Annotated in this window: 23 protein-coding genes; 14 read left to right on the top strand and 9 right to left on the bottom strand. The window is 52.0% G+C overall.

Annotated elements, in window-relative coordinates; all coding sequences use genetic code 11:
- Nucleotides 1–2 precede the first annotated feature (2 nt).
- The 6 genes from H0248_RS13400 to H0248_RS13375 all read left to right on the top strand — a co-directional run bounded on the left by H0248_RS13400 (nt 3) and on the right by H0248_RS13375 (nt 5,919).
- On the top strand, nt 3–737 hold the full coding sequence (locus H0248_RS13400; protein ID WP_180786302.1) for a phosphoadenylyl-sulfate reductase: 735 nt from the start codon (nt 3–5) through the stop codon (nt 735–737).
- A 309-nt stretch (nt 738–1,046) separates the two neighbouring features.
- A complete protein-coding gene (gene cysG / locus H0248_RS13395) occupies nt 1,047–2,489 on the top strand; it encodes a siroheme synthase CysG (RefSeq protein ID WP_180786301.1) in 1,443 nt (480 codons plus the stop codon).
- A 9-nt stretch (nt 2,490–2,498) separates the two neighbouring features.
- The gene (gene cysD, locus H0248_RS13390; protein ID WP_010299862.1) at nt 2,499–3,407 is read left to right on the top strand and encodes a sulfate adenylyltransferase subunit CysD; all 909 of its coding nucleotides are present in this window, start codon (nt 2,499–2,501) and stop codon (nt 3,405–3,407) included.
- Between the two features lie 74 nt (nt 3,408–3,481).
- Nucleotides 3,482–4,909 (top strand): sulfate adenylyltransferase subunit CysN, encoded by a 1,428-nt coding sequence (gene cysN, locus H0248_RS13385; RefSeq protein WP_374705276.1) that lies wholly within the window; start codon nt 3,482–3,484, stop codon nt 4,907–4,909.
- A complete protein-coding gene (gene cysC / locus H0248_RS13380; protein WP_219609176.1) occupies nt 4,848–5,528 on the top strand; it encodes an adenylyl-sulfate kinase in 681 nt (226 codons plus the stop codon). The genes cysN and cysC overlap by 62 nt, the downstream gene beginning before the upstream one ends.
- A 55-nt stretch (nt 5,529–5,583) precedes the next feature.
- Complete coding sequence (locus H0248_RS13375; RefSeq protein WP_180786383.1) at nt 5,584–5,919, top strand: DUF3561 family protein; 336 nt, start codon at nt 5,584–5,586, stop codon at nt 5,917–5,919.
- A gap of 53 nt (nt 5,920–5,972) precedes the next feature.
- Here H0248_RS13375 and H0248_RS13370 read toward each other — a convergent pair whose 3' ends face one another.
- The 3 genes from H0248_RS13370 to H0248_RS13360 form a co-directional block, all read right to left on the bottom strand.
- Nucleotides 5,973–6,695 carry an amino acid ABC transporter ATP-binding protein gene (locus tag H0248_RS13370; RefSeq protein ID WP_095700430.1) on the bottom strand — a complete coding sequence of 241 codons (723 nt, stop codon included), beginning with the start codon at nt 6,693–6,695 and terminating at the stop codon, nt 5,973–5,975.
- Nucleotides 6,682–7,446 (bottom strand): amino acid ABC transporter permease, encoded by a 765-nt coding sequence (locus H0248_RS13365; RefSeq protein WP_010681589.1) that lies wholly within the window; start codon nt 7,444–7,446, stop codon nt 6,682–6,684. The genes H0248_RS13370 and H0248_RS13365 overlap by 14 nt, the downstream gene beginning before the upstream one ends.
- 133 nt (nt 7,447–7,579) lie before the next feature.
- A complete protein-coding gene (locus H0248_RS13360; protein WP_180786298.1) occupies nt 7,580–8,350 on the bottom strand; it encodes a basic amino acid ABC transporter substrate-binding protein in 771 nt (256 codons plus the stop codon).
- 316 nt (nt 8,351–8,666) lie between these two features.
- Here H0248_RS13360 and ftsB point away from each other — a divergent pair, with 316 nt between their 5' ends.
- The 7 genes from ftsB (at nt 8,667) to rpoS (ending at nt 14,588) form a co-directional block, all read left to right on the top strand.
- On the top strand, nt 8,667–9,002 hold the full coding sequence (gene ftsB, locus H0248_RS13355) for a cell division protein FtsB (RefSeq protein ID WP_180786297.1): 336 nt from the start codon (nt 8,667–8,669) through the stop codon (nt 9,000–9,002).
- Nucleotides 9,003–9,005: 3 nt separating this feature from the next.
- Nucleotides 9,006–9,737, top strand: a complete 732-nt coding sequence (gene ispD / locus H0248_RS13350; protein WP_180786296.1) for a 2-C-methyl-D-erythritol 4-phosphate cytidylyltransferase — start codon at nt 9,006–9,008, stop codon at nt 9,735–9,737.
- A gap of 35 nt (nt 9,738–9,772) precedes the next feature.
- Nucleotides 9,773–10,270 carry a 2-C-methyl-D-erythritol 2,4-cyclodiphosphate synthase gene (gene ispF / locus H0248_RS13345; protein ID WP_015841498.1) on the top strand — a complete coding sequence of 166 codons (498 nt, stop codon included), beginning with the start codon at nt 9,773–9,775 and terminating at the stop codon, nt 10,268–10,270.
- A 90-nt stretch (nt 10,271–10,360) separates the two neighbouring features.
- Nucleotides 10,361–11,407: a tRNA pseudouridine(13) synthase TruD gene (truD, locus tag H0248_RS13340; protein WP_180786382.1), complete on the top strand. Its 1,047-nt coding sequence runs from the start codon at nt 10,361–10,363 to the stop codon at nt 11,405–11,407.
- 139 nt (nt 11,408–11,546) lie between these two features.
- Nucleotides 11,547–12,173 carry a protein-L-isoaspartate(D-aspartate) O-methyltransferase gene (locus H0248_RS13335; RefSeq protein WP_180786295.1) on the top strand — a complete coding sequence of 209 codons (627 nt, stop codon included), beginning with the start codon at nt 11,547–11,549 and terminating at the stop codon, nt 12,171–12,173.
- Nucleotides 12,174–12,516: 343 nt separating this feature from the next.
- The gene (gene nlpD, locus H0248_RS13330) at nt 12,517–13,542 is read left to right on the top strand and encodes a murein hydrolase activator NlpD (RefSeq protein ID WP_180786294.1); all 1,026 of its coding nucleotides are present in this window, start codon (nt 12,517–12,519) and stop codon (nt 13,540–13,542) included.
- A gap of 53 nt (nt 13,543–13,595) precedes the next feature.
- Entirely contained in the window at nt 13,596–14,588 is a 993-nt protein-coding gene (gene rpoS, locus H0248_RS13325; protein WP_180786293.1) for an RNA polymerase sigma factor RpoS, read from the top strand.
- A gap of 119 nt (nt 14,589–14,707) precedes the next feature.
- Here rpoS and proS read toward each other — a convergent pair whose 3' ends face one another.
- From proS to metN, 6 genes are all read right to left on the bottom strand, one after another.
- Nucleotides 14,708–16,426, bottom strand: coding sequence for a proline--tRNA ligase (gene proS / locus H0248_RS13320; RefSeq protein WP_180786292.1), 1,719 nt, complete (start codon nt 16,424–16,426; stop codon nt 14,708–14,710).
- Between the two features lie 145 nt (nt 16,427–16,571).
- The gene (gene tsaA / locus H0248_RS13315; protein WP_180786291.1) at nt 16,572–17,288 is read right to left on the bottom strand and encodes a tRNA (N6-threonylcarbamoyladenosine(37)-N6)-methyltransferase TrmO; all 717 of its coding nucleotides are present in this window, start codon (nt 17,286–17,288) and stop codon (nt 16,572–16,574) included.
- Nucleotides 17,285–17,695, bottom strand: coding sequence for an Rcs stress response system protein RcsF (gene rcsF, locus H0248_RS13310; RefSeq protein WP_180786290.1), 411 nt, complete (start codon nt 17,693–17,695; stop codon nt 17,285–17,287). The genes tsaA and rcsF overlap by 4 nt, the downstream gene beginning before the upstream one ends.
- Nucleotides 17,696–17,813: 118 nt before the next feature.
- Nucleotides 17,814–18,629 carry a MetQ/NlpA family lipoprotein gene (locus tag H0248_RS13305; RefSeq protein ID WP_180786289.1) on the bottom strand — a complete coding sequence of 272 codons (816 nt, stop codon included), beginning with the start codon at nt 18,627–18,629 and terminating at the stop codon, nt 17,814–17,816.
- 64 nt (nt 18,630–18,693) lie between these two features.
- Nucleotides 18,694–19,347: a methionine ABC transporter permease MetI gene (locus H0248_RS13300; protein ID WP_010681577.1), complete on the bottom strand. Its 654-nt coding sequence runs from the start codon at nt 19,345–19,347 to the stop codon at nt 18,694–18,696.
- Nucleotides 19,340–20,371, bottom strand: a complete 1,032-nt coding sequence (metN, locus tag H0248_RS13295; protein ID WP_180786288.1) for a methionine ABC transporter ATP-binding protein MetN — start codon at nt 20,369–20,371, stop codon at nt 19,340–19,342. The genes H0248_RS13300 and metN overlap by 8 nt, the downstream gene beginning before the upstream one ends.
- 180 nt (nt 20,372–20,551) lie before the next feature.
- On the opposite strand from metN, the gene gmhB reads away from it, so the two are divergent.
- A complete protein-coding gene (gene gmhB, locus H0248_RS13290) occupies nt 20,552–21,115 on the top strand; it encodes a D-glycero-beta-D-manno-heptose 1,7-bisphosphate 7-phosphatase (protein ID WP_180786287.1) in 564 nt (187 codons plus the stop codon).
- Nucleotides 21,116–21,209 lie beyond the last annotated feature (94 nt).

The following is a 21,209-nucleotide window of genomic DNA, read 5'->3' as shown; positions in this document are numbered from 1 at the left end:
TGATGGCCGAATTTAATCTTGAGGCGCTCAACGCGTTGCCGAAAGCGGAGCAGGCGGCCGCGCTGGCTGTCGTGAATGGTCAACTTGAACAGCTGTCTGCACAGGAAAGAGTAAGCTGGGCGCTGGAGAATCTGCCGAGCGACTATGTATTGTCGTCCAGCTTCGGCATTCAGGCGGCGGTATCGCTGCATCTGGTGACGCACCAGCGGCCTGATATTCCGGTTATCCTCACGGATACGGGCTATCTGTTCCCTGAAACCTATCAGTTTATTGATGCACTGACGGAACAGTTGAAGTTGAATCTGCAAGTGTACCGCGCGGCTGAATCCCCGGCCTGGCAAGAGGCGCGCTACGGCAAGCTGTGGGAGCAGGGGGTGGAAGGCATTGAGCGCTACAACCTGCTGAATAAAGTCGAGCCGATGAATCGGGCATTGAGCGAGTTAAAGGCGAAAACATGGTTTGCTGGCCTACGTCGTGAGCAATCCGGCAGCCGGGGTGAATTGCCGGTGCTGGCGATTCAGCGCGGCGTCTTCAAATTCCTGCCGATTATCGACTGGGATAACCGAACGGTGTACCAGTACCTGAAAGAAAACGGTCTGGGTTACCATCCGCTGTGGGATCAGGGCTATCTGTCAGTCGGCGATACGCACACCACTCGTAAATGGGAACCGGGTATGGCCGAAGAAGAAACGCGTTTCTTCGGCCTGAAACGCGAATGCGGGCTGCACGAAGGGTAAAAGAGAAAACGGGGTATCGCCTGATACTGGTTACTTAAGCCCGTTATTAGGGGAAACACAGTGGGAGGTTCCCGTAGGGACGCCTCCCCCCTGTGGTCGCCCCGTGGATCTCAATGCTTCAGCGATAGGCTCTAGGGCATTGTCCGATTTTTTATCACCGTCATTTTTACCGCCGTTATCATCCCAATCTCAGTTGTAAACGTGTTGTTATTCCATTACGGAACTTGTCATTCCAATTCGGCATTTCATAAGTGTTCTGTCCTCACCGTATAGTCGCATTATCTACTTTTTTGCTTAGTTAAGGCGATTGTGAACTATCTCCCTATATTTGCCGATCTTCGTCAGCGTCCGGTACTGGTTGTCGGCGGCGGCGAGGTTGCTACGCGCAAAATCGATCTACTGCAACGCGCGGGTGCGGAGGTAAAAATTGTCGCGCAGGCGCTGGCCGAACCGTTGGCGGCACAGCATCAGGACGGAAAGGTTGAATGGCTGGCGCGGGTTTTTACGCCTGATTTGCTATCCGGCGTATTTCTGGTGATTGCCGCTACGGATGACGCTGAGCTGAATGCCGCGGTATTTGAGGCGGCGAATCAGCGGCATTTGCTGGTGAACGTGGTGGACGATCAGCCGAAGTGCTCGTTTATTTTCCCCTCGATTGTCGATCGCTCTCCGCTGGTGGTGGCTATTTCCTCGGGTGGACAGGCGCCGGTGCTGGCGCGTCTGCTGCGTGAAAAGCTGGAATCATTACTGCCCGCCAGTTTGGGCACGATGGCGGATATCGCCGGAAGCTGGCGCGACAGAATTAAAACTCGACTGCATTCGATGCCGGCACGCCGTCGCTTTTGGGAGCGGCTGTTTGTCGGACGCTTTGCGTCGCTGGTGTCCGCGGGGCAACTGGCGCAGGCCGAAGATGAATTGCAACAGCAGCTGGCGCATCAGCAAGAGGAACAGCAGCAACCAGCGGCGGCACGTGGCGAAGTCGCACTGGTTGGCGCAGGCCCCGGCGATGCCGGACTGCTGACGCTGCGTGGATTGCAGGTGATGCAGCAGGCGGACGTGGTGCTGTATGACCATCTGGTCAGCCCCGACGTGCTGGATTTGGTGCGCCGCGACGCCGAACGCATCTGCGTTGGAAAACGCGCCAGCGCGCATTCGTTGCCGCAGGATGAGATTAATCAGCTACTGGTGACGCTAGCGCAGGAAGGAAAGCGGGTAGTGCGTCTGAAAGGTGGCGATCCCTTTATTTTTGGCCGCGGCGGTGAAGAGCTGCAAGCGGTGGCGCAGGCCGGCATCACGTTTCAGGTGGTGCCCGGCGTGACGGCTGCGGCAGGCGTCACGGCGTATGCGGGGATCCCGTTAACGCACCGTGACTACGCGCAGAGCGTGCTTTTTATTACCGGACACTGTCGCCCGGATGGCGATTCGCTGGACTGGTCGACGCTAGCGCGTGGCCGTCAGACGCTGGCGATTTACATGGGTACGATGAAGGCCGCCGAGATTTCGCAGCAGCTGATCGCGCATGGCCGTTCATCGCAGACACCCGTTGCTGTGATCAGTCGCGGCACTCGACACGATCAGCAAGTGCAAATTGGCACGCTGCAACAGTTGGAACATTTGGCACGGCAAGCGCCGACACCGGCGCTGCTGGTGATTGGCGAGGTGGTGGATTTACACCATCAGATTGCCTGGTTTGGTCAGACAACGCCGATGGTGCCGCAAGACAGCCGCCCAGCGGTAGTAAACTTGGCTTAAGGAAAGGGTATGGACGAGAAACGACTCACGCATTTACGGCAGCTTGAAGCCGAAAGCATTCACATCATCCGCGAAGTAGCGGCCGAGTTCAGTAATCCGGTGATGATGTACTCCATCGGCAAAGACTCTTCGGTGATGCTGCATCTGGCGCGCAAGGCGTTCTATCCGGGATCGCTGCCTTTCCCGCTGCTGCACGTTGATACCGGCTGGAAATTTCGTGAAATGTACGAATTCCGCGACCGGACGGCGAAGGCCTATGGCTGTGAACTGCTGGTGCACCGCAACCCGCAGGGTGAAGCGCTGGGGATTAACCCCTTTGTGCACGGCAGCGCTAAGCACACTGACATTATGAAAACCGAAGGGCTGAAGCAGGCGCTGGATAAATACGGTTTTGATGCCGCGTTTGGCGGGGCGCGCCGCGATGAAGAGAAATCGCGTGCCAAAGAGCGTATTTACTCCTTCCGCGATCGTTTCCACCGCTGGGATCCGAAGAATCAGCGCCCGGAGCTGTGGCATAACTACAACGGCCAGATTAATAAAGGCGAGAGCATCCGCGTTTTCCCGCTCTCCAACTGGACCGAGCTGGATATCTGGCAATACATCTATCTGGAAAACATCGATATTGTTCCGCTGTATCTGGCCGCGCCGCGTCCGGTGGTGGAACGCGATGGCATGCTGCTGATGGTGGATGACGATCGCATCGATCTGCAACCCGGTGAAGTGATCGAACAGCGCATGGTGCGCTTCCGCACGTTAGGCTGCTGGCCGCTGACGGGCGCGGTGGCATCAGAGGCGCAAACGCTGCCGGAAATCATCGAAGAGATGCTGGTTTCCACTACCAGTGAGCGTCAGGGAAGGGTAATTGACCGCGATCAGGCCGGTTCAATGGAGCTGAAAAAGCGTCAAGGGTATTTCTGAGGAATCGTCGAATGAGCCAAACTTCGTTAAAAGACACAGCGGCAGACAATGCGGCTGAGAAAGATGCCGTCATCATCAACAATGCGATTGCCCAGCAGATCGCTGAGCAGGGCGGTGTGGAAGCGTATTTACACGCGCAGCAGGATAAAACGCTGTTGCGTTTCCTGACCTGTGGTAGCGTCGACGATGGAAAAAGTACGCTGATTGGCCGCTTGCTGCACGATACGCGCCAAATTTATGAAGATCAGCTCAGTACGCTGCACAATGACAGCAAGCGTCTGGGCACGCAGGGCGAAAAACTGGATCTGGCGCTGCTGGTTGATGGGCTTCAGGCTGAACGTGAGCAGGGCATCACGATTGACGTGGCCTACCGCTATTTTTCCACGGAAAAACGCAAATTCATCATCGCCGATACGCCGGGACACGAGCAGTACACCCGTAACATGGCGACGGGCGCATCAACCTGCGAGCTGGCGATCCTGCTGATTGACGCGCGCAAAGGCGTATTGGATCAAACCCGTCGTCACAGCTTTATTGCGACCCTGCTGGGTATTCGCGATCTGGTGGTGGCGGTGAACAAAATGGACTTAGTGGATTATCAGCAAACGGTGTTTGAGCAGTTTAAGCAGGATTATCTGGATTTTGCTCAGCAACTGCCTGCCGACCTGAATATCACCTTTGTGCCGATTTCCGCGCTGGATGGCGACAATGTCGCAACGCCGAGTACGACGATGGGCTGGTATACCGGACCGACGCTGCTGGACGTGCTGGAAACGGTCAATGTGGCACAGCGCACGCTGGAGCAGCCGATGCGTTTCCCGGTGCAGTATGTGAATCGCCCGAATCTGGATTTCCGTGGCTACGCGGGCACGCTGGCCTCCGGCATTATCCGCGTTGGGCAACGGGTTAAAGTGTTGCCATCCGGCGTAGAATCCACCGTCAGCCGTATTGTGACCTTTGACGGGGATTTACCGCAGGCGCAGGCGGGTGAAGCGATTACGCTGGTGTTGGCGAATGAGGTGGATATTAGCCGTGGTGACCTGCTGATCGACAGCAGCGAATCGCTAAAAGCGGTGCAGCATGCGCTGGTAGATGTCGTCTGGATGGCGGAACAGCCGCTGGTGCCGGGACAGAGTTACGACATCAAAATTGGCGGTAAGAAAACGCGCGCTCGGGTCGAGAATATCCAGTATCAGGTTGAGATCAATACGCTGACGCAGCGCGTCGCGGAGAACCTGCCGTTGAATGGTATCGGTTCGGTTGAGCTGATTTTTGATGAGCCGCTGGTGTTGGACAACTATCAGCACAATGCGGTGACGGGCGGGATGATCTTTATCGATCGCCTGAGCAACGTCACGGTCGGTGCGGGGCTGGTGCGGGAACCTATCGAGCAGGTGTATCAGGAGCCAGGCACACACAGCGCGTTTGAGCTGGAACTGAATGCGCTGGTACGTCGCCACTTCCCACATTGGGGTGCGCGCGATCTGCTGGGAGGCAAATAACGTGTCTTTACGCGATGAACCGACTGACGATAACGTCGTCTGGCATGCGCACGATGTCACCCGAGAATCGCGCGAGAAATTGCACGGTCATCAGGGCGTCGTGATCTGGTTTACTGGGTTGTCTGGATCCGGTAAATCCACGCTGGCGGGGGCGCTGGAGCAGGTGCTACATCAGCGTGGTGTCAGCACCTACCTGCTGGATGGCGACAATGTGCGGCACGGGTTGTGCCGCGATTTAGGCTTCACCGACGACGATCGGCGTGAAAACATCCGTCGCGTGGGTGAAGTTGCCAAACTGATGGTGGATGCGGGTCTGGTGGTCCTGACCGCGTTTATCTCGCCGCACCGCGCCGAGCGTAAAATGGTGCAGGATTTACTGGGCGAAGGGCAATTCATCGAAGTCTTTGTGGATACGCCGTTAGCGACTTGTGAAGCGCGCGATCCTAAGGGATTGTATAAAAAAGCCCGGGCGGGAGAGCTGCGTAATTTCACTGGGATCGACTCGGCGTATGAAGCGCCGGAAGCGCCGGATAGTCATCTGGATGGCGAACAATTAGTAACAAATTTGACAGACCAATTGTTAGATCTGCTGGGCAAGAGAGCTATTATCAAGCTCTGATATCCCGCTTTTTTCACCGCGCTAGTGGGGGATGAGGGGACGAATGGGAAAGATTATGCAAAATGCCACGCAGTTAACGATTAGCAAGACTCGGCCAGCGCAACAAGAAGAAGATGATGGCGTTTCCTACCTGTTTATGGGGGCGGTTACGGGGTTCTCCTTTTATTGGTTGGCCTTTATTATCCCTTTTCTGGTATACGGCTCTAATACCACGTTTTTCTTCATGCTCTACACTTGGCCGTTTTTTCTGGCGCTGATGCCGTTTTCAGTGCTGGTTGGCGTCGGGTTTAGCTTTCTGCTGAGAGGCTATCTTTTTTATACGCTTTTTGCGACAGGGCTGACGGTGGTCTGCCTGTTTTGGCTGGTATTTTCTTTTCTGATGGGGTGGTAAAAGAAAAAGGCTGCCAGTGAGGAAGACGCTGACAGCCCATGGTCTCGCCGTATTTACAGTATCTTGCTCAGGAAAGCCTGCGTGCGCGGGTTACTCGGATGAGTAAAGATCGCTTCTGGCGTTCCCTGTTCCTGAATAATCCCCTGATCGATAAAGATCACCCTATCGGCCACTTCTCTGGCAAAGGCCATTTCATGGGTCACGATAACCATCGTCATGCCTTCATTTGCCAGCGTTTTCATAACTGCTAACACTTCGCCTACCAGCTCTGGGTCCAGCGCGGATGTCGGTTCATCGAACAACATGATCGCCGGTTCCATCGCTAATGCGCGGGCAATCGCGACACGCTGTTGCTGTCCGCCGGACAGGCTATTCGGCCAGGCATCGATTTTATCCAGCAGGCCGACCTTACTGAGCAACGCTTTAGCCCGTTCAACGGCTTGTGCTCGCGGCAATTTTTTCACATCCATCGGTGCCATAATCACGTTTTCCAACACTGTCATGTGTGGAAATAGATTAAAGCGCTGGAACACCATCCCGACGCTTTCACGCACGCGATTGATATTGGTTTTCTGATCGTGAATGGCAAAACCGTTGACCGTGATCTCGCCAGCCGACAGCGTCTCCAGTGCGTTGATGCAGCGCAGAAAGGTACTTTTTCCTGAACCGGATGGGCCAATCAGGCAGAGCACTTCCTGAGGGGCGATATCACAAGAAATACCGCGCAGGACATGCGTATCACCAAACTGTTTTTGCAGGTTTTTAACGTGAATCACTTTTGCCAAACCTCGTTTCCATGTGCCGCACCAGCAGCGAAAGCAGGAAAGTAATAACCCAATAAACGATAGAAATCGTCAGGTAGGGTTCCCAGTACGTGGCGTAAGCCCCTGACACTGTACGTGCGGCATAGGCGAGATCCGCCAATCCGATTGCCGAAGCCAGCGATGAATCTTTCACGATTGCGATGGCGTTGTTGCCCAGCGGTGGCAGCATGCGGCGAAAAGCCTGCGGCAGAATGACTTTCCGCATGGTGCGGCCATAGCTCATGCCGAGAGAGCGTGACGCTTCCATCTGGCCGCGATCGATCGACTGAATACCGGCGCGGAATATCTCAGAGACATAGGCACCCGCATTCAGCGTAATTGCCACGATGCAAGAGAGGAACGCGCCGTAATCTGAGCGTAGCGTGCGGGCAAAATCGACCGACATAATATTGCTGGTCACCAGCAGCCCGTCACGCGGATTGATGAACAGCGGCACCAGCGCGAAGTGCACCACCATGATTTGTACAAACAGCGGCGTGCCGCGGAAGGCGCTGATGTAGATGCGTACCGGCCATTGCACGCCGTAGTGCAGGATATATTTCCACGGCCCGTGCGGTGCCTGCGCTAAGCGACCTAATCCGAGCGTTAATCCCCAGCAGGTGCCAAGAATGACACAGATAATGGTGCATTTGATGGTCATCCAGGTGCCTTCCATAAACAGCGGGGCATATTCCTGAATGATCTCCCAACGAAATCCCGTCAAGATCGTTTCCTTTTTTGAATAGGCTAACGTAATGATTACTCTAAATTAAACCGGACAGGCTAGCTGTCCGGTTGATGCGACGTCTCGTGTGAGGCGGTGGAGACCTGGAGAGGTGCGCAGTGTCTTGCAGGCGTTATTCTGCGGGTAAGGTCGGCACGTTGTTATCAAACCAGGTTTGATAGATCTTGGCGTAGGTGCCATCAGCAACGATTTTTTTCAGCCCAGAGTTAATCTTCGCGCGCAGTTGATCATTGCCTTTCGCGACGGCGATCCCGAAATACTGGCGTTCGAATTTAGCGTCGGAAACCAGATTGAACTGTTTTTCAGGATGAGTCTTAATGTAAAACTTCACCACGCCCACGTCGCCAACCGCTGCGCCCACACCGTCTTCATACAGCTCTTGTAACATTAACGGGGTGTTATCAAAGCGCTTAATCGATGTACTGTTTTTGCCTAATACATCGGAGACCACGATATCGGCGGTACTGGAGTTCACGACGCCGACTTTGTGATCTTTCAGCGCCACAATCGAATCGATCGTCGAGCCTTTAGGCACCACGATGGACTGCTCGGCTGGGAAATACGGTGCGGAGAAATCGACCATTTGCTTACGTTTGTCGGTAATCGTGATACCGGAAATGATAATGTCGCGGTCGCCGGAGTTAAGGGTCGCGAAGATCCCTTCCCACGGCGTATTGATCAGCTTGATATTAAAATTCTCCGCCTTGGCGATCGCTTTAATAATATCAATATCAAAGCCTTCCAGCTCTTTCTGCGCATTTTCAAATTCAAAGGGACGATAGGTTCCGCCAGAACCTACAACGTAAGTAGGTTCCGCAGCGAAGGCGCTGGTGGGGAGTACGGTAGTGAAGAGCGCACCAACGAATAACAATTTTTTGAACATGGTTTTCTCCTGGTTTAAATGTAAAACTTTCTTTTTTTATGCACTTTGTATGCATAAAAATACACAGATAGCATTAAGGGTTCAACTGACGTTTTTCCTATGGACGGTTTTAGCCAAGCGGACGCTATGCGCTTGCGTATTCTGATGAATAGAAAGTACGAGAGAGAATGAAGGGACAACGTGAGTGTGGCGTGCTCTTCTGCCCGACATATCCCCATTTGGGCATGCGGCAGGGTGAATATTGCCCCCCACTGCCGGACACAGTGGAGTCGAAACAAAAGTTATGGGATGATTAGGCGGTTTTTCAGGGGGCGGGATGGGAAAGCTTACGCTGTTATTATTGATATTGCTTGGCTGGCTTCAGTACTCACTGTGGCTGGGCAAGAATGGCATTCATGATTATGTTCGGGTGAAAGATGATGTTGTTGCCCAGCAGGGCAACAATGCCAAATTAAAAGACCGTAACGAACAGCTATTTGCTGAAATTGACGACCTCAATGGCGGACAGGAAGCGATTGAAGAGCGTGCACGCAATGAGTTGGGGATGATCAAACCCGGTGAAAGTTTCTATCGTCTGGTGCCAGAATCGAACCATCGTAACGCGAATACGACGTCATCTAATAACGCTCCATCCAACAACATACAACGTTGACGCATGCAGACACCACGCCTTTCCTCGCCTGACATTGTTGCTGTTTTACCCGCTGCGGGTAACGGCAGCCGGATGCAAAACGATCGTCCTAAGCAGTATCTGACGATTGGCAATGATGCGACCGGCCATAAAACCATTCTTGAACATACCATCGACGCGCTTTTACGCCATTCACGTGTGCAGCGTGTCGTTGTCGTTATCAGCTCTGATGACGCATTCTTTCATACCCTGGCAATTGCTAACGATCCCCGTATTTGTGCCGTGACGGGCGGGCAGCAGCGTGCGGATTCCGTGCTAGCTGGCCTGTCCGCCGTTGCCGATAGTGCATGGGCGTTAGTGCATGACGCAGCGCGTCCGTGTCTGCATCAGGACGATTTGACGCGCCTGCTGGCGATTGTCGAGCAGAGTGACGTTGGTGGAATTCTGGCCGCACCGGTTCGTGACACCATGAAGCGCGGCACGGACGGGTTTATCGATCGCACGGTAGAACGTAACGATTTATGGCATGCGCTGACGCCGCAGCTTTTTCCTGCTGCGCTGTTGAAACAGTGCCTGCAACGGGCGCTTCAGGATGGCGTTGCCGTCACAGATGAAGCCTCCGCGTTGGAATACTGTGGCTATCGCCCACAAATTATCAGCGGACGTTCGGATAATATTAAAGTCACTCGTCCAGAGGATTTGGCATTAGCCGAATTCTATTTAACCAGTTTGCAGTCACCCCATTTTATTCGCTAAATTTATTCGTTAAATACAGATAAGGAGAACGCGCGATGCGTATCGGTCACGGTTTTGATGTCCATAAGTTCGGTGGAGAAGGTCCGCTGGTGATCGGTGGTGTGCGTATTCCTTATACTCAAGGCTTGCTGGCGCATTCCGATGGGGATGTGGTGCTGCATGCCGTGACCGATGCCTTGTTGGGTGCCGCCGCGCTGGGAGACATTGGCAAGTTGTTTCCTGATACCGACCCTGCCTTTAAAGGCGCGGACAGCCGTGGCCTGCTGCGTGAAGCCTGGCGTCGTATTAATGAAAAAGGCTACCAGTTAGGCAATCTGGACGTCACAATTATTGCGCAGGCGCCGAAAATGGCACCGCATATCCCGCAAATGCGCGTGAATCTGGCGGAAGATCTGCTGTGCCATATGGACGACGTCAATGTGAAAGCCACCACAACAGAGCAACTGGGTTTTACTGGTCGCGGCGAAGGCATTGCCTGCGAAGCCGTTGCCCTGCTGGTGAAAAAAGGAACGGGTGAAATTGTTGCGTGGTAAGCGATAGTCTTATCAGTCATAGAAAGTTAACAGTATAAAAAACAATGTCGTGGCCGTGCGTCATCCGGCCATGCACGTTGTAGGATAATGATGGAAAATAACGAACAACTCCTCTGGTTGCACGGTGAACCACAGGCTACTGGCTCATTGAAATCTACTGCTGAAGATTTTCTGGTGGTGGAAGATCTGGGGTTTCAGCCAGATGGTGACGGTGAGCAGGTATTGGTGCGCGTGCGCAAACGCGGTTGCAATACGCAATTTGTGGCCGAGATGCTGGCGAAATTTGTTCGTCTACCGTTGCGTGCCGTTAGCTATGCGGGCCTGAAAGATCGTCATGCTGTCACTGAACAGTGGTTCTGCCTGCACATGCCGGGAAAAGAGACGCCTGATTTCTCTTCGCTGGCGCTTGAAGGCTGTGATGTGCTAGAGGTGACTCGCCATCGCCGCAAGCTGCGGATCGGTACGCTGCGGGGTAACCATTTTACGCTGGTGCTGCGCCAGGTCAGTGACCGAAACGAGGTTGACGCGCGTTTGGCGCTGATCGCCGCGAACGGTGTGCCTAATTATTTCGGTAGCCAGCGTTTCGGGCGCAACGGAAATAATCTTGAGCAGGCTCGTCTGTGGGCGAATAACGAGATTCGGGTAAAAGAACGCAGTAAGCGGAGTTTTTATCTGTCCGCCAGCCGCAGTGCGATGTTTAATCAGGTTGCCAGTGCACGACTCGCGGAGCAGCAGGCGAAAACGGTCTTGTGTGGTGATGCATTGCAGCTAACAGGGCGCGGCAGTTGGTTTGTTGCTAAGCCTGATGAATTAAACGTTTTACAGACGCGCCTCGATGCCGGTGAACTCCAGATTACCGCGCCGCTGCCTGGTGATGGTGAACTGGGCACGCAGGATGACGCGCGAGTATTTGAAGAGCAGGCCTTGACTGGACAAGATACGCTATGGTCTTTGGTTAAGCGTGAGAGGGTCGAACCTGCTCGGCGTGCGGTGTTGCTGTATCCGCAGCAGATGCACTGGGAATGGCAGGATGATACGACTGTGGAAGTGAAGTTTTGGCTACCTGCGGGCAGTTTTGCGACCAGCGTGGTGCGTGAATTGCTGCATTCACAGCAGGATATCGATCTCGGTGCCTGATGTACTGCGATACGTTTTTGCAGAAAATAGTTGAACAGAATAATGCTGGCAACCGTGCGATAGCGGCGGTTAGTTTACCCCTGTGCGGGAAAATTGCTGTATTGGTGGCGAGGTTAACCAGAGCTGAGGTCGGCGGGGAATGGTAAACAAGCGTATAGAAACGTTGTTGGTGCAGTTGCGCCAGCAGGGCATTCAGGACGAGCGTCTGCTGAAGGCGATAGAAGCCGTACCCAGAGAACGTTTTGTTGATGAGGCTTTCGAGCATAAAGCGTATGAAAATACCGCTCTTCCTATTGGTTCCGGCCAAACGATTTCGCAGCCCTATATCGTTGCGAAGATGACGGAACTGCTCAGCCTGACGCCCGACTCCCGCGTGCTGGAGATTGGCACTGGGTCGGGTTATCAAACGGCAATTCTGGCGCATTTGGTGCGGCACGTTTGCTCGGTTGAGCGCATCAAAGGGCTGCAATGGCAGGCTAAACGTCGCTTAAAGCAGCTTGATCTGCATAATGTTTCTACCCGTCATGGTGATGGGTGGCAGGGCTGGGCATCGCGCGGGCCGTTTGATGCCATCATCGTCACTGCTGCACCGCCAGAAATTCCCCGAGCGCTGATGGAACAGCTTGATGAAGGCGGTGTGATGGTGTTGCCTGTTGGTGAACAGTCACAATACTTACAAATTGTTCAACGCCATGCTGGAGAATTTATTATTCAAACGGTTGAAGCTGTTCGGTTTGTTCCTCTGGTCAAAGGGGAATTAGCCTGATACCGTGGCGTTGGTATGCATTTGTTGTTAAGTCTTTAAAATTTCAACATAACTGTTTTATAGTGCGAACTTGTTGATATTGTTAGCATCTAATCATCGTGGTGCCTTTCTCGTTTTGCTTATGCGCCAGTAATGGTGGAGTAGCGATCTTTCTCGTGCCAACTAACGAATAAATCACCGGATACCGGTTACGCTACAATCACTTACGCTACAGCCCGTTAAGCGAGAGCAGATGCGAGGCAGGTATGTCCGAATTGAGTTCCGAGTATTACTGTTTTTTTAATGTTATCGACATTTTTTTGAACGCTATAGTTAGAGGGGAGTAAGGCGCATGGGAAGCCGAATGATGAATTTGCGTCACATTGCTGCTTGTACGGTGATTGTCTTAGGGGTGGCGGGATGTACCAACAATAATTCCAAATCTGCACCGATCAGCAGCGTTGACGGAAATACGGGCAATCGAGGGGGAATGTTATCTGCGCCACCATCACGCATTTCAACGGTGGGTGAAAGCGTTGCAACAACGTCCGACGGACGAATTGTTTACAACCGCAGCTACGGTAATATTCCGAAAGGCAGCTACAGCGGTGGCAATTCCTACACGGTTAAACGGGGCGATACCCTGTTTTATATCGCGTGGATTACCGGTAATGACTACCGAGATCTGGCGCAACGCAACAATATTCCAGAGCCATACAGCCTGAATGTGGGGCAATCACTGAACTTAGGCAGCGGATCTGGTAACAATGCTTCGGGGGGGGGCCTGACGAGCGGTGGTGGAATGTTGGCAACAACTGATGCTACCCGAGGTGGTATACCAACGCCGCCATCAAGTGCGCAAATACAAACTACATCGGTTGATTCTCAGTCAACTAATGCGTATTCTGATAATCAGGGTAAACAGAATAATGTAGGTAAGATGTTGCCTACGGCAGGGGCACCAACAACCGCTCCTGTTTCCGCACCAGCGGCTGTTGCCAGTAGCAATACGGCTGCTGTCGGCAGTTGGCGTTGGCCTACCGATGGGAAAGTCATAGATAGTTTCTCCGCTTCTGAGGGGGGGAATAAAGGGATTGATATCGCCGGCTCACGTGGGCAACCGATCACCGCAACCGCCAGTGGGCGCGTGGTGTATGCGGGTAATGCGCTACGTGGTTACGGAAATCTGATAATCATCAAACATAATGATGACTACCTCAGTGCCTATGCCCATAACGATACGATGCTAGTCCGTGAGCAACAAGACGTCACGGCAGGACAAAAAATCGCTACGATGGGCAGTACGGGCACCAGCTCAGTTCGCTTGCACTTTGAAATTCGTTACAAGGGGAAATCCGTAAACCCGCTGCGTTTTCTGCCGCAGCGATAAATCGGGCAGAGTATTTCGGTATTCTGCCAAGGGATCACGGGTAGGAGCCACTTATGAGCCAAAGTACGCTGAAAGTTAACGAGTTACATGAAGATACCGATTTCGAAGAAAATGGACTTGACGTTTTTGACGATAAAGCGCTGGCAGAGGAAGATACCAATGATAATGATTCGGCGGAAGACGAACTGTTATCGCAAGGGATCCCACAGCGTGTCCTTGACGCAACACAGCTCTATTTAGGAGAGATCGGCTATTCGCCGCTTTTAACTGCAGAAGAAGAAGTTTATTTTGCCCGACGCGCGTTGCGTGGCGATGTCCCATCGCGCCGACGGATGATCGAGAGTAACCTGCGACTGGTGGTGAAAATTGCCCGCCGTTACAACAATCGTGGTCTGGCGCTGCTTGACCTGATTGAAGAGGGGAACCTCGGCCTGATCCGTGCAGTTGAAAAATTCGATCCAGAAAGAGGATTCCGTTTTTCAACCTACGCAACCTGGTGGATTCGACAGACGATAGAACGGGCGATCATGAATCAAACCCGTACCATCCGTTTACCGATTCACATTGTCAAAGAACTCAACGTTTATCTGCGCACCGCGCGCGAACTGTCTCATAAACTGGATCACGAGCCGAGTGCGGAAGAAATCGCCGAACAGCTTGATAAGCCCGTTGATGATGTCAACCGCATGCTGCGCCTGAATGAACGTATTACTTCCGTCGATACCCCGCTGGGTGGCGATTCGGAAAAAGCGCTGCTGGATATTCTGGCAGACGAAAAAGATAACGGACCTGAAGACACCACTCAGGATAACGATATGAAGCAGAATATCGTTAAATGGTTGTTTGAGCTTAATGCCAAACAGCGTGAGGTGCTGGCGCGTCGTTTCGGCCTGTTAGGGTACGAAGCGGCTACGCTGGAAGATGTGGGTCGTGAAATCGGCTTAACGCGTGAACGTGTTCGCCAGATTCAGGTTGAAGGCTTACGCCGCCTGCGGGAAATTTTGCAGGTTCAGGGGTTGAGCATTGAAGAACTGTTTCGTGAATAATTCGTGACGAGTTACTGATGTTTTGAAATAAACGTCTTGAAATAAAAAATGGTGGGTTTCCCCACCATTTTTTTATGTCTGTATTCGCCCTTTCGCGTGAAAGGGCGGTCCGACGGCAGTTAGCGTACGATATTCGCCAGCAGGAAATCGATGATTTCGCTGGTTTTAATCATTTGCTTTTCACCGACCCGACGGTTCTTATATTCAATCTCTTCGCTATCCAGATTGCGATCGCCAATGACGATAGTATGCGGCACGCCAATCAACTCCATATCGGCGAACATTACTCCCGGGCGCTCTTTACGGTCATCAAGCAGAACTTCAATGCCCTTAGCGCGCAGTTGCTGGTAGATATCCTCGGCCACTTCCTTCACGCGGAAAGACTTGTGCATGTTCATTGGCAGAATAGCAACGTGGAAAGGTGCAATCGCGTCTGGCCAGATGATGCCGCGTTCGTCATGATTCTGCTCAATCGCCGCTGCGACCACGCGCGTCACACCAATACCGTAGCAACCCATCGTCAGCGTCTGGTTACGACCGTCTTCACCTTGAACTGTCGCTTTCAGCGCTTCAGAATACTTGCTGCCCAGTTGGAAAATATGGCCCACTTCGATACCGCGTTTAATTTGTAGTGTGCCTTTGCCGTCTGGACTGATGTCGCCTTCAACTACGTTACGGATATCTGCAACCTGCGGCAGCGTAACGTCACGTTCCCAGTTGATACCAAAATAGTGTTTGCCATCAATGTTCGCGCCAGCGCTGAAATCGCTCATCGCCGCGACGGTACGATCGGCAACAACAGGAATCGACAACTTGACTGGCCCAAGTGAACCTGGACCTGCACCGATAGTTGCACGAATTTCTTCTTCTGTTGCGAACGTCAGCGGGCTGGCTACTTGAGCAATTTTCTCCGCTTTGATTTCATTCAGTTCGTGATCGCCGCGAACCAGCAGGGCAACCAGTTTATGGCCGCTTTCTTCCGTTGCTTTAACCAGCAGCGTTTTCACGGTTTTTTCTACTGGCAACGTAAACTGCTCAACCAGCTCAGCGATGGTCTTGGCATTTGGCGTATCAACCAGACGCAACTCTTCCGTCGCTTCAGCGCGGCCTAACTTCGGTGCGACAGCTTCTGCCAGTTCAATGTTTGCCGCGTAGTCGGATTCCGTTGAGAAAACGATATCGTCTTCGCCGCTGGTCGCCAGCACCTGAAACTCATGGGAGGCATTGCCACCGATAGAACCGGTATCCGCCTGAACGGCTCTGAAATCCAGATCCATACGGCTGAAAATCTGGCTGTAAGCGGCGTACATCGCGTCGTAAGTGACCTGCAATGATTCCTGCGAGGTATGGAAAGAGTAGGCGTCTTTCATCAGGAATTCACGCGAGCGCATGACGCCAAAACGTGGGCGTACTTCATCGCGGAATTTGGTTTGAATCTGGAAGAAATTCAGCGGCAGCTGTTTATAAGAGCTAATTTCATTACGAATCAGATCGGTAATCACTTCTTCGTGTGTGGGGCCGAGCACAAATGGGCGCTCACCACGATCGACAAAACGCAGCAGTTCTGGGCCATATTGATCCCAACGTCCACTTTCCACCCATAAATCGGCAGGCTGAACAACGGGCATGGACACTTCAATCGCGCCAGCGTTGTTCATCTCTTCGCGCACGATATTTTCAACTTTTCTCAAAACACGTAAACCGGTTGGCAACCAGGTGTAAAGGCCTGAGGCCAGTTTACGAATCATTCCTGCCCGGAGCATCAACTGATGGCTGATGACTTCTGCATCGGCTGGCGTCTCCTTGAGTGTGGAGAGCATGTATTGGCTAGTACGCATGGGGTTTTAGTTCCGTTAGAACGACAAGTAGCATAGGGCTGCCGTGCAGCCGAAGGCACATAAAAAGTGGCTTAGTTTACCAGCGTGGGCGACGTGTCAAAAGAGAGCAGGGACAATTTTAGAATATATTGCTGCGGTTCGTGTATTAACACGTATGTGACGGGTCGAGACTCAACACTTCGGTTTGTTCTTCGCAGACGCGCCAGCGCACATTGAACTCCAATAGCAAAACGGCGTATTCCCGCGTGGTATTTTCCCCTTTACGGTAGGCGGGGCGCGGATCCTGCGCCAATACCTGCGAGATAAAGCGTTTTAACTGGGGATATTTCTTTTGGTGTTCTACGATTTGGCTTTCCGCAAGGGGGGAAAAAGTGACTGGCATCGCGGCATCGGGTGCCATTTGGGCAAAGCCCGCTCGCGCCTGAGGATGGCTTTCTGCAAAGGGGAGGTAAGGTTTGATATCGATGACCGGTGTGCCATCGACCAGATCAAGACTGCCTAAGTCGAGCGTAATGGCATCGCCTTTTACTCGGATGCCTTTTAATTCAACCAGCGACATGCCAACAGGATTGGGACGGAAGGTGGAACGCGTAGCGAAAACGCCTGTGCGTGTGTTTCCTCCCAGACGCGGTGGTCGAACTGTGGGACGCCAACCGCCTTCCATCGTTTGATGAAAAATGAACACTATCCAAATATGGCTGAAATCTTCCAGCCCCCGCACACAGTCTGCCTGATTGTACGGCGGTAATAGCTGAAGTTCTCCGCCTCCGTCTTCAATCAGACCCGGCTGCCGTGGAATGGCAAACTTTTCTTTATACGGTGAGCGGATAATCCCGATCTGATTGAAAACAAATTGACTCATTGTGCAGAAACTTTCAGCGCGGTGCCTTGGCAAACGACCTGGCTGTAGCAACCCGCTACGCCGCTGACGGTTTGGCATTCATGCAGTAAAACTGCATTAGCTTTCATTGCCGTTGCGCGGTTTTGCATTCTTTTACGCGCATTTGCCGCGTTAGGGGGAGCGTCCTGAGCGCTGACCTGACATGAGGAGCCTGAAACTTCGCCCATATCACGGAAAGGTTTACCGACTAATTCTTCTGCACTTTTATATAACACCGCTGGCGTCGGGCGAGCCACAGGCTTCGGTTTAGGCGCAGGTTCTACAGTTTTGGTTTCAATAGCGGGTTGAGGTGCCGGTGCCGGTGGCTTCTGAAATAAAGAACAGCCTGTCAGCGACATGGCCAACAATATAAAGGGAACAGCACGCATTAAGGATTCCTCTGCTTTTTCTCAAAGAGCGGGTATTGAAGCAAGCAATTGCACAAATAACAAGACGGGCCGTAGCCCGTCTTACAGATATCTTTTAATTAAGTATGTTAGAGCTGGATTACCAGCCTTTCACTGCGCCGCCATTAAAGATTTTATTTGCTGCGTCATTCACTTCATTGGACTGATAAGCCTGAACGAATTTCTTCACGTTTTCAGCGTCTTTGTTGTCTTCGCGTGAAACCAACAGGTTTACATACGGAGAGTCTTTCTCTTCAACAAACAGGCCATCTTTGGTTGGCGTCAGGTTAATCTGGCTAGCGTAAGTGGTGTTGATTACAGCCAGCGCGATTTGTGCGTCATCTAAAGAACGTGGCAGTTGTGGTGCTTCCAGCTCAACCAGTTTGATGTTTTTTGGGTTTTCAGTCACATCCAGTACGGTTGGCAGCAGACCAACGTTGTCTTTCAGTTTAATCAAGCCGACTTTTTGCAGCAGCAGCAGAGAACGGCCCAGGTTGGTTGGATCGTTTGGCAGCGCAACTTGAGCACCATCTTGCAGTTCATTCAGCGATTTGATTTTTTTGGAGTAACCCGCGATTGGGTAAACAAAGCTGTTGCCGACAGAAACCAGTTTATAACCACGATCTTTGATCTGCTGATCCAGATAAGGTTTGTGCTGGAAGGCATTCAGGTCGATGTCGCCTTTGCTCAGGGCTTCATTCGGCAAAACGTAGTCGTTGAATGTGACCAATTCAACGTCCAGGCCGTATTTGTCTTTCGCCACTTTCTGTGCGATTTCCGCCACTTGCTGCTCTGCACCAACAATAACGCCGACTTTAATATGATTAGGATTCTTTTCTTCCTGACCACATCCCGCTAGCGCCAGAGCACCAATAAGTGCGCCAATGGCCGCAATAGATTTCAGTTTAATCGCCATATCCTTACCCCTAATTAACTATTCTCTTGGCAGATGCCTATATGGCAAATGCGTATTGTGATGACTACTTGTGTGTGACAGCTTTTACTGCCCTGTCGCCGCAGAATTGAATCAGGTAAACCAAAACAACCAGTAATATTAATACCGTATTCATGACCGTCGCGTTATAACCAATATAACCATACTGATAACCAATTTGACCTAAGCCGCCTGCGCCCACGGCTCCACCCATAGCAGAATAGCCTACGAGTGTGATTAGCGTGATAGTTGCGGCATTAATGAGTCCCGGTAATGCTTCCGGCAGTAATATTTTTCTGATGATTTGCATTGGCGTTGCACCCATCGCACGGGCGGCTTCGATCAGGCCGGTAGGAATTTCAAGCAACGCATTTTCCACCATACGGGCAATAAACGGCGCTGCACCTACGGTGAGAGGGACGATAGCTGCTTGCAGACCAATCGAGGTTCCGACAATGATGCGGGTAAAAGGAATCATCCATACCAGCAAAATAATGAACGGAATCGAGCGGAAGATGTTTACCAGTGCAGAAACGGTTCGGTAGAGTTTTGGGTTGGCGATGATTTGCCCTGGGCGTGTGGTATACAACAAAACGCCTACGGGTAAGCCAAGCACAAAGCCAAAGAAACCAGAAACGAACGTCATCGCGACGGTTTCCCATACTCCCTTAGCCATTAACCACATCATTGCTTCAGACATAACCCAGAACCTCAATTGTAACGTGACTTTCCTGCAGGAATTGGATTGCAGCTTTGATATCCGCATCGTTGCCGTGCATTTCTGCCAGCATGATGCCGAACTTAACGCCACCGGCATAATCCATCTGGGCGCTGATAATGTTGTTGTTGACGTTAAAGCGTCGAGCAACCTCGGACAGCAGCGGAGCATCCACCGATTTACCCGTAAACTCCATTCGTAATAATGGTGTGGTATCCGGGCGAGAGTCAGGGGACAGACGAGTGAGGTAATCGTCTGGGATGTCTAGGTGTAACGTTGACTGAATGAATTTCTGCGCCAGCGGCGTTTTCGGGTGTGAGAAGACTTCGCTTACGGTGTCCTGCTCAATGAGCCGTCCGTCGCTGATCACCGCAACCCGATCGCAAATGCGTTTCACTACATCCATTTCATGGGTAATAAGAAGGATGGTTAGACCGAGGCGGCGATTGATGTCTTTCAGTAACTCAAGAATTGAACGGGTTGTTGCAGGATCCAACGCGCTGGTTGCTTCGTCACACAGCAGAACTTTAGGATTGCTAGCCAGCGCACGGGCAATGGCGACGCGCTGCTTTTGTCCGCCGGACAAATTGGCTGGGTAGACATCATGCTTATCTGCCAGTCCAACCAACTCTAACAACTCATTGACTCGTTTGGTTATGTCGGCTTTCGGCGTGTTATCCAATTCCAGCGGTAGTGAAATGTTACCAAAAACGGTGCGCGAAGCGAGCAGGTTGAAGTGTTGGAAAATCATGCCGATTTGACGGCGTGCACGTGTCAACTGGCTATCTGACAGTTGAGTCAACTCTTGCCCGTCGACCAGCACTTTCCCTTCTGTCGGACGTTCCAATAAATTGACGCAGCGAATGAGTGTACTTTTACCTGCGCCCGATGCGCCGATAACGCCATAAATTTGCCCAGTGGGAACATGAAGGCTGACATCAGAAAGTGCGGCAATGGTTCGCCCATTTTGCTGAAAAACCTTAGTAATATTAGAAAGTTCAATCATATGTTTTTTATCGTGAGTGCCTATGGCTGGATAAATCAGTTTCTGAATTAACAGAATATGAAACGGATGCTAGGGCGTCTAGACGTCTAAGTCAATCGGGATTGTCATAGCTCTGCATTCTCCCTATGCGTGAAAACATGCGATACTACTGCGTAATTTAGGCATTCAGGAGCAAAGTCAGTGGCACAAAGCGTTCCAGCAGTTTTTCTTGATCGTGACGGCACGATCAATGTCGATCACGGTTATGTTCATGACATTGACCATTTTCAATTCATTGATGGCGTTATCGATGCCATGCGTGAGTTGAAAAGCATGGGGTTTGCGCTGGTTGTGGTGACGAATCAGTCCGGCATCGCCCGTGGTAAGTTTACAGAAGATCAGTTTATGCAACTGACGGAGTGGATGGACTGGTCACTGGCCGATCGCGGTGTTGATCTGGATGGCATCTATTTTTGTCCGCATCACCCTGAAGCAGTGGAAGGTGAGTATCGCCAGAGTTGTGATTGCCGTAAGCCTGAGCCGGGCATGCTGCTTTCCGCACAGCATGAGCTGAACATTGATATGACGGCTTCTTATATGGTGGGAGACAAATTAGAGGATATTCAGGCTGCAATTGGTGCTGGTATAGGAAAAAAATTACTGGTTCGTACCGGTAAAACCGTCACTGAGCAAGGCGAGGCACTGGCCGATGGTGTGCTGGAAAGCCTCGCAGACCTGCCAAAATGGATAAAAACGCGCAGTTAACAAGCGGAACGAATGAAAGATGCGCAAACAGAAAAAAGTTTACGAGATTTGCTTGCGCTTCTGAATCGGCTCCCTATAATGCGCCTCCATCGAC

Origin of the sequence: Pectobacterium brasiliense (assembly GCF_013449685.1) — a bacterium.
In the GTDB taxonomy this organism is placed as follows: Bacteria; Pseudomonadota; Gammaproteobacteria; order Enterobacterales; family Enterobacteriaceae; genus Pectobacterium; species Pectobacterium brasiliense_A.
Note: the sequence above shows the minus strand (reverse complement) of the source record. Positions and strands in the feature narration are given on the sequence as shown.

Coding starts and splice junctions, on each gene's coding strand:
- H0248_RS13400 (WP_180786302.1), top strand. CDS start 3: ATGGCCGAATTTAATCTTGAGGCGCTCAACGCGTTGCCGAAAGCGGAG.
- cysD (WP_010299862.1), top strand. CDS start 2,499: ATGGACGAGAAACGACTCACGCATTTACGGCAGCTTGAAGCCGAAAGC.
- cysC (WP_219609176.1), top strand. CDS start 4,848: ATGCGCTGGTACGTCGCCACTTCCCACATTGGGGTGCGCGCGATCTGC.
- H0248_RS13375 (WP_180786383.1), top strand. CDS start 5,584: ATGCAAAATGCCACGCAGTTAACGATTAGCAAGACTCGGCCAGCGCAA.
- H0248_RS13360 (WP_180786298.1), bottom strand. CDS start 8,350: ATGTTCAAAAAATTGTTATTCGTTGGTGCGCTCTTCACTACCGTACTC.
- ftsB (WP_180786297.1), top strand. CDS start 8,667: ATGGGAAAGCTTACGCTGTTATTATTGATATTGCTTGGCTGGCTTCAG.
- ispD (WP_180786296.1), top strand. CDS start 9,006: ATGCAGACACCACGCCTTTCCTCGCCTGACATTGTTGCTGTTTTACCC.
- ispF (WP_015841498.1), top strand. CDS start 9,773: ATGCGTATCGGTCACGGTTTTGATGTCCATAAGTTCGGTGGAGAAGGT.
- truD (WP_180786382.1), top strand. CDS start 10,361: ATGGAAAATAACGAACAACTCCTCTGGTTGCACGGTGAACCACAGGCT.
- H0248_RS13335 (WP_180786295.1), top strand. CDS start 11,547: ATGGTAAACAAGCGTATAGAAACGTTGTTGGTGCAGTTGCGCCAGCAG.
- nlpD (WP_180786294.1), top strand. CDS start 12,517: ATGATGAATTTGCGTCACATTGCTGCTTGTACGGTGATTGTCTTAGGG.
- rpoS (WP_180786293.1), top strand. CDS start 13,596: ATGAGCCAAAGTACGCTGAAAGTTAACGAGTTACATGAAGATACCGAT.
- proS (WP_180786292.1), bottom strand. CDS start 16,426: ATGCGTACTAGCCAATACATGCTCTCCACACTCAAGGAGACGCCAGCC.
- tsaA (WP_180786291.1), bottom strand. CDS start 17,288: ATGAGTCAATTTGTTTTCAATCAGATCGGGATTATCCGCTCACCGTAT.
- rcsF (WP_180786290.1), bottom strand. CDS start 17,695: ATGCGTGCTGTTCCCTTTATATTGTTGGCCATGTCGCTGACAGGCTGT.
- H0248_RS13305 (WP_180786289.1), bottom strand. CDS start 18,629: ATGGCGATTAAACTGAAATCTATTGCGGCCATTGGCGCACTTATTGGT.
- H0248_RS13300 (WP_010681577.1), bottom strand. CDS start 19,347: ATGTCTGAAGCAATGATGTGGTTAATGGCTAAGGGAGTATGGGAAACC.
- metN (WP_180786288.1), bottom strand. CDS start 20,371: ATGATTGAACTTTCTAATATTACTAAGGTTTTTCAGCAAAATGGGCGA.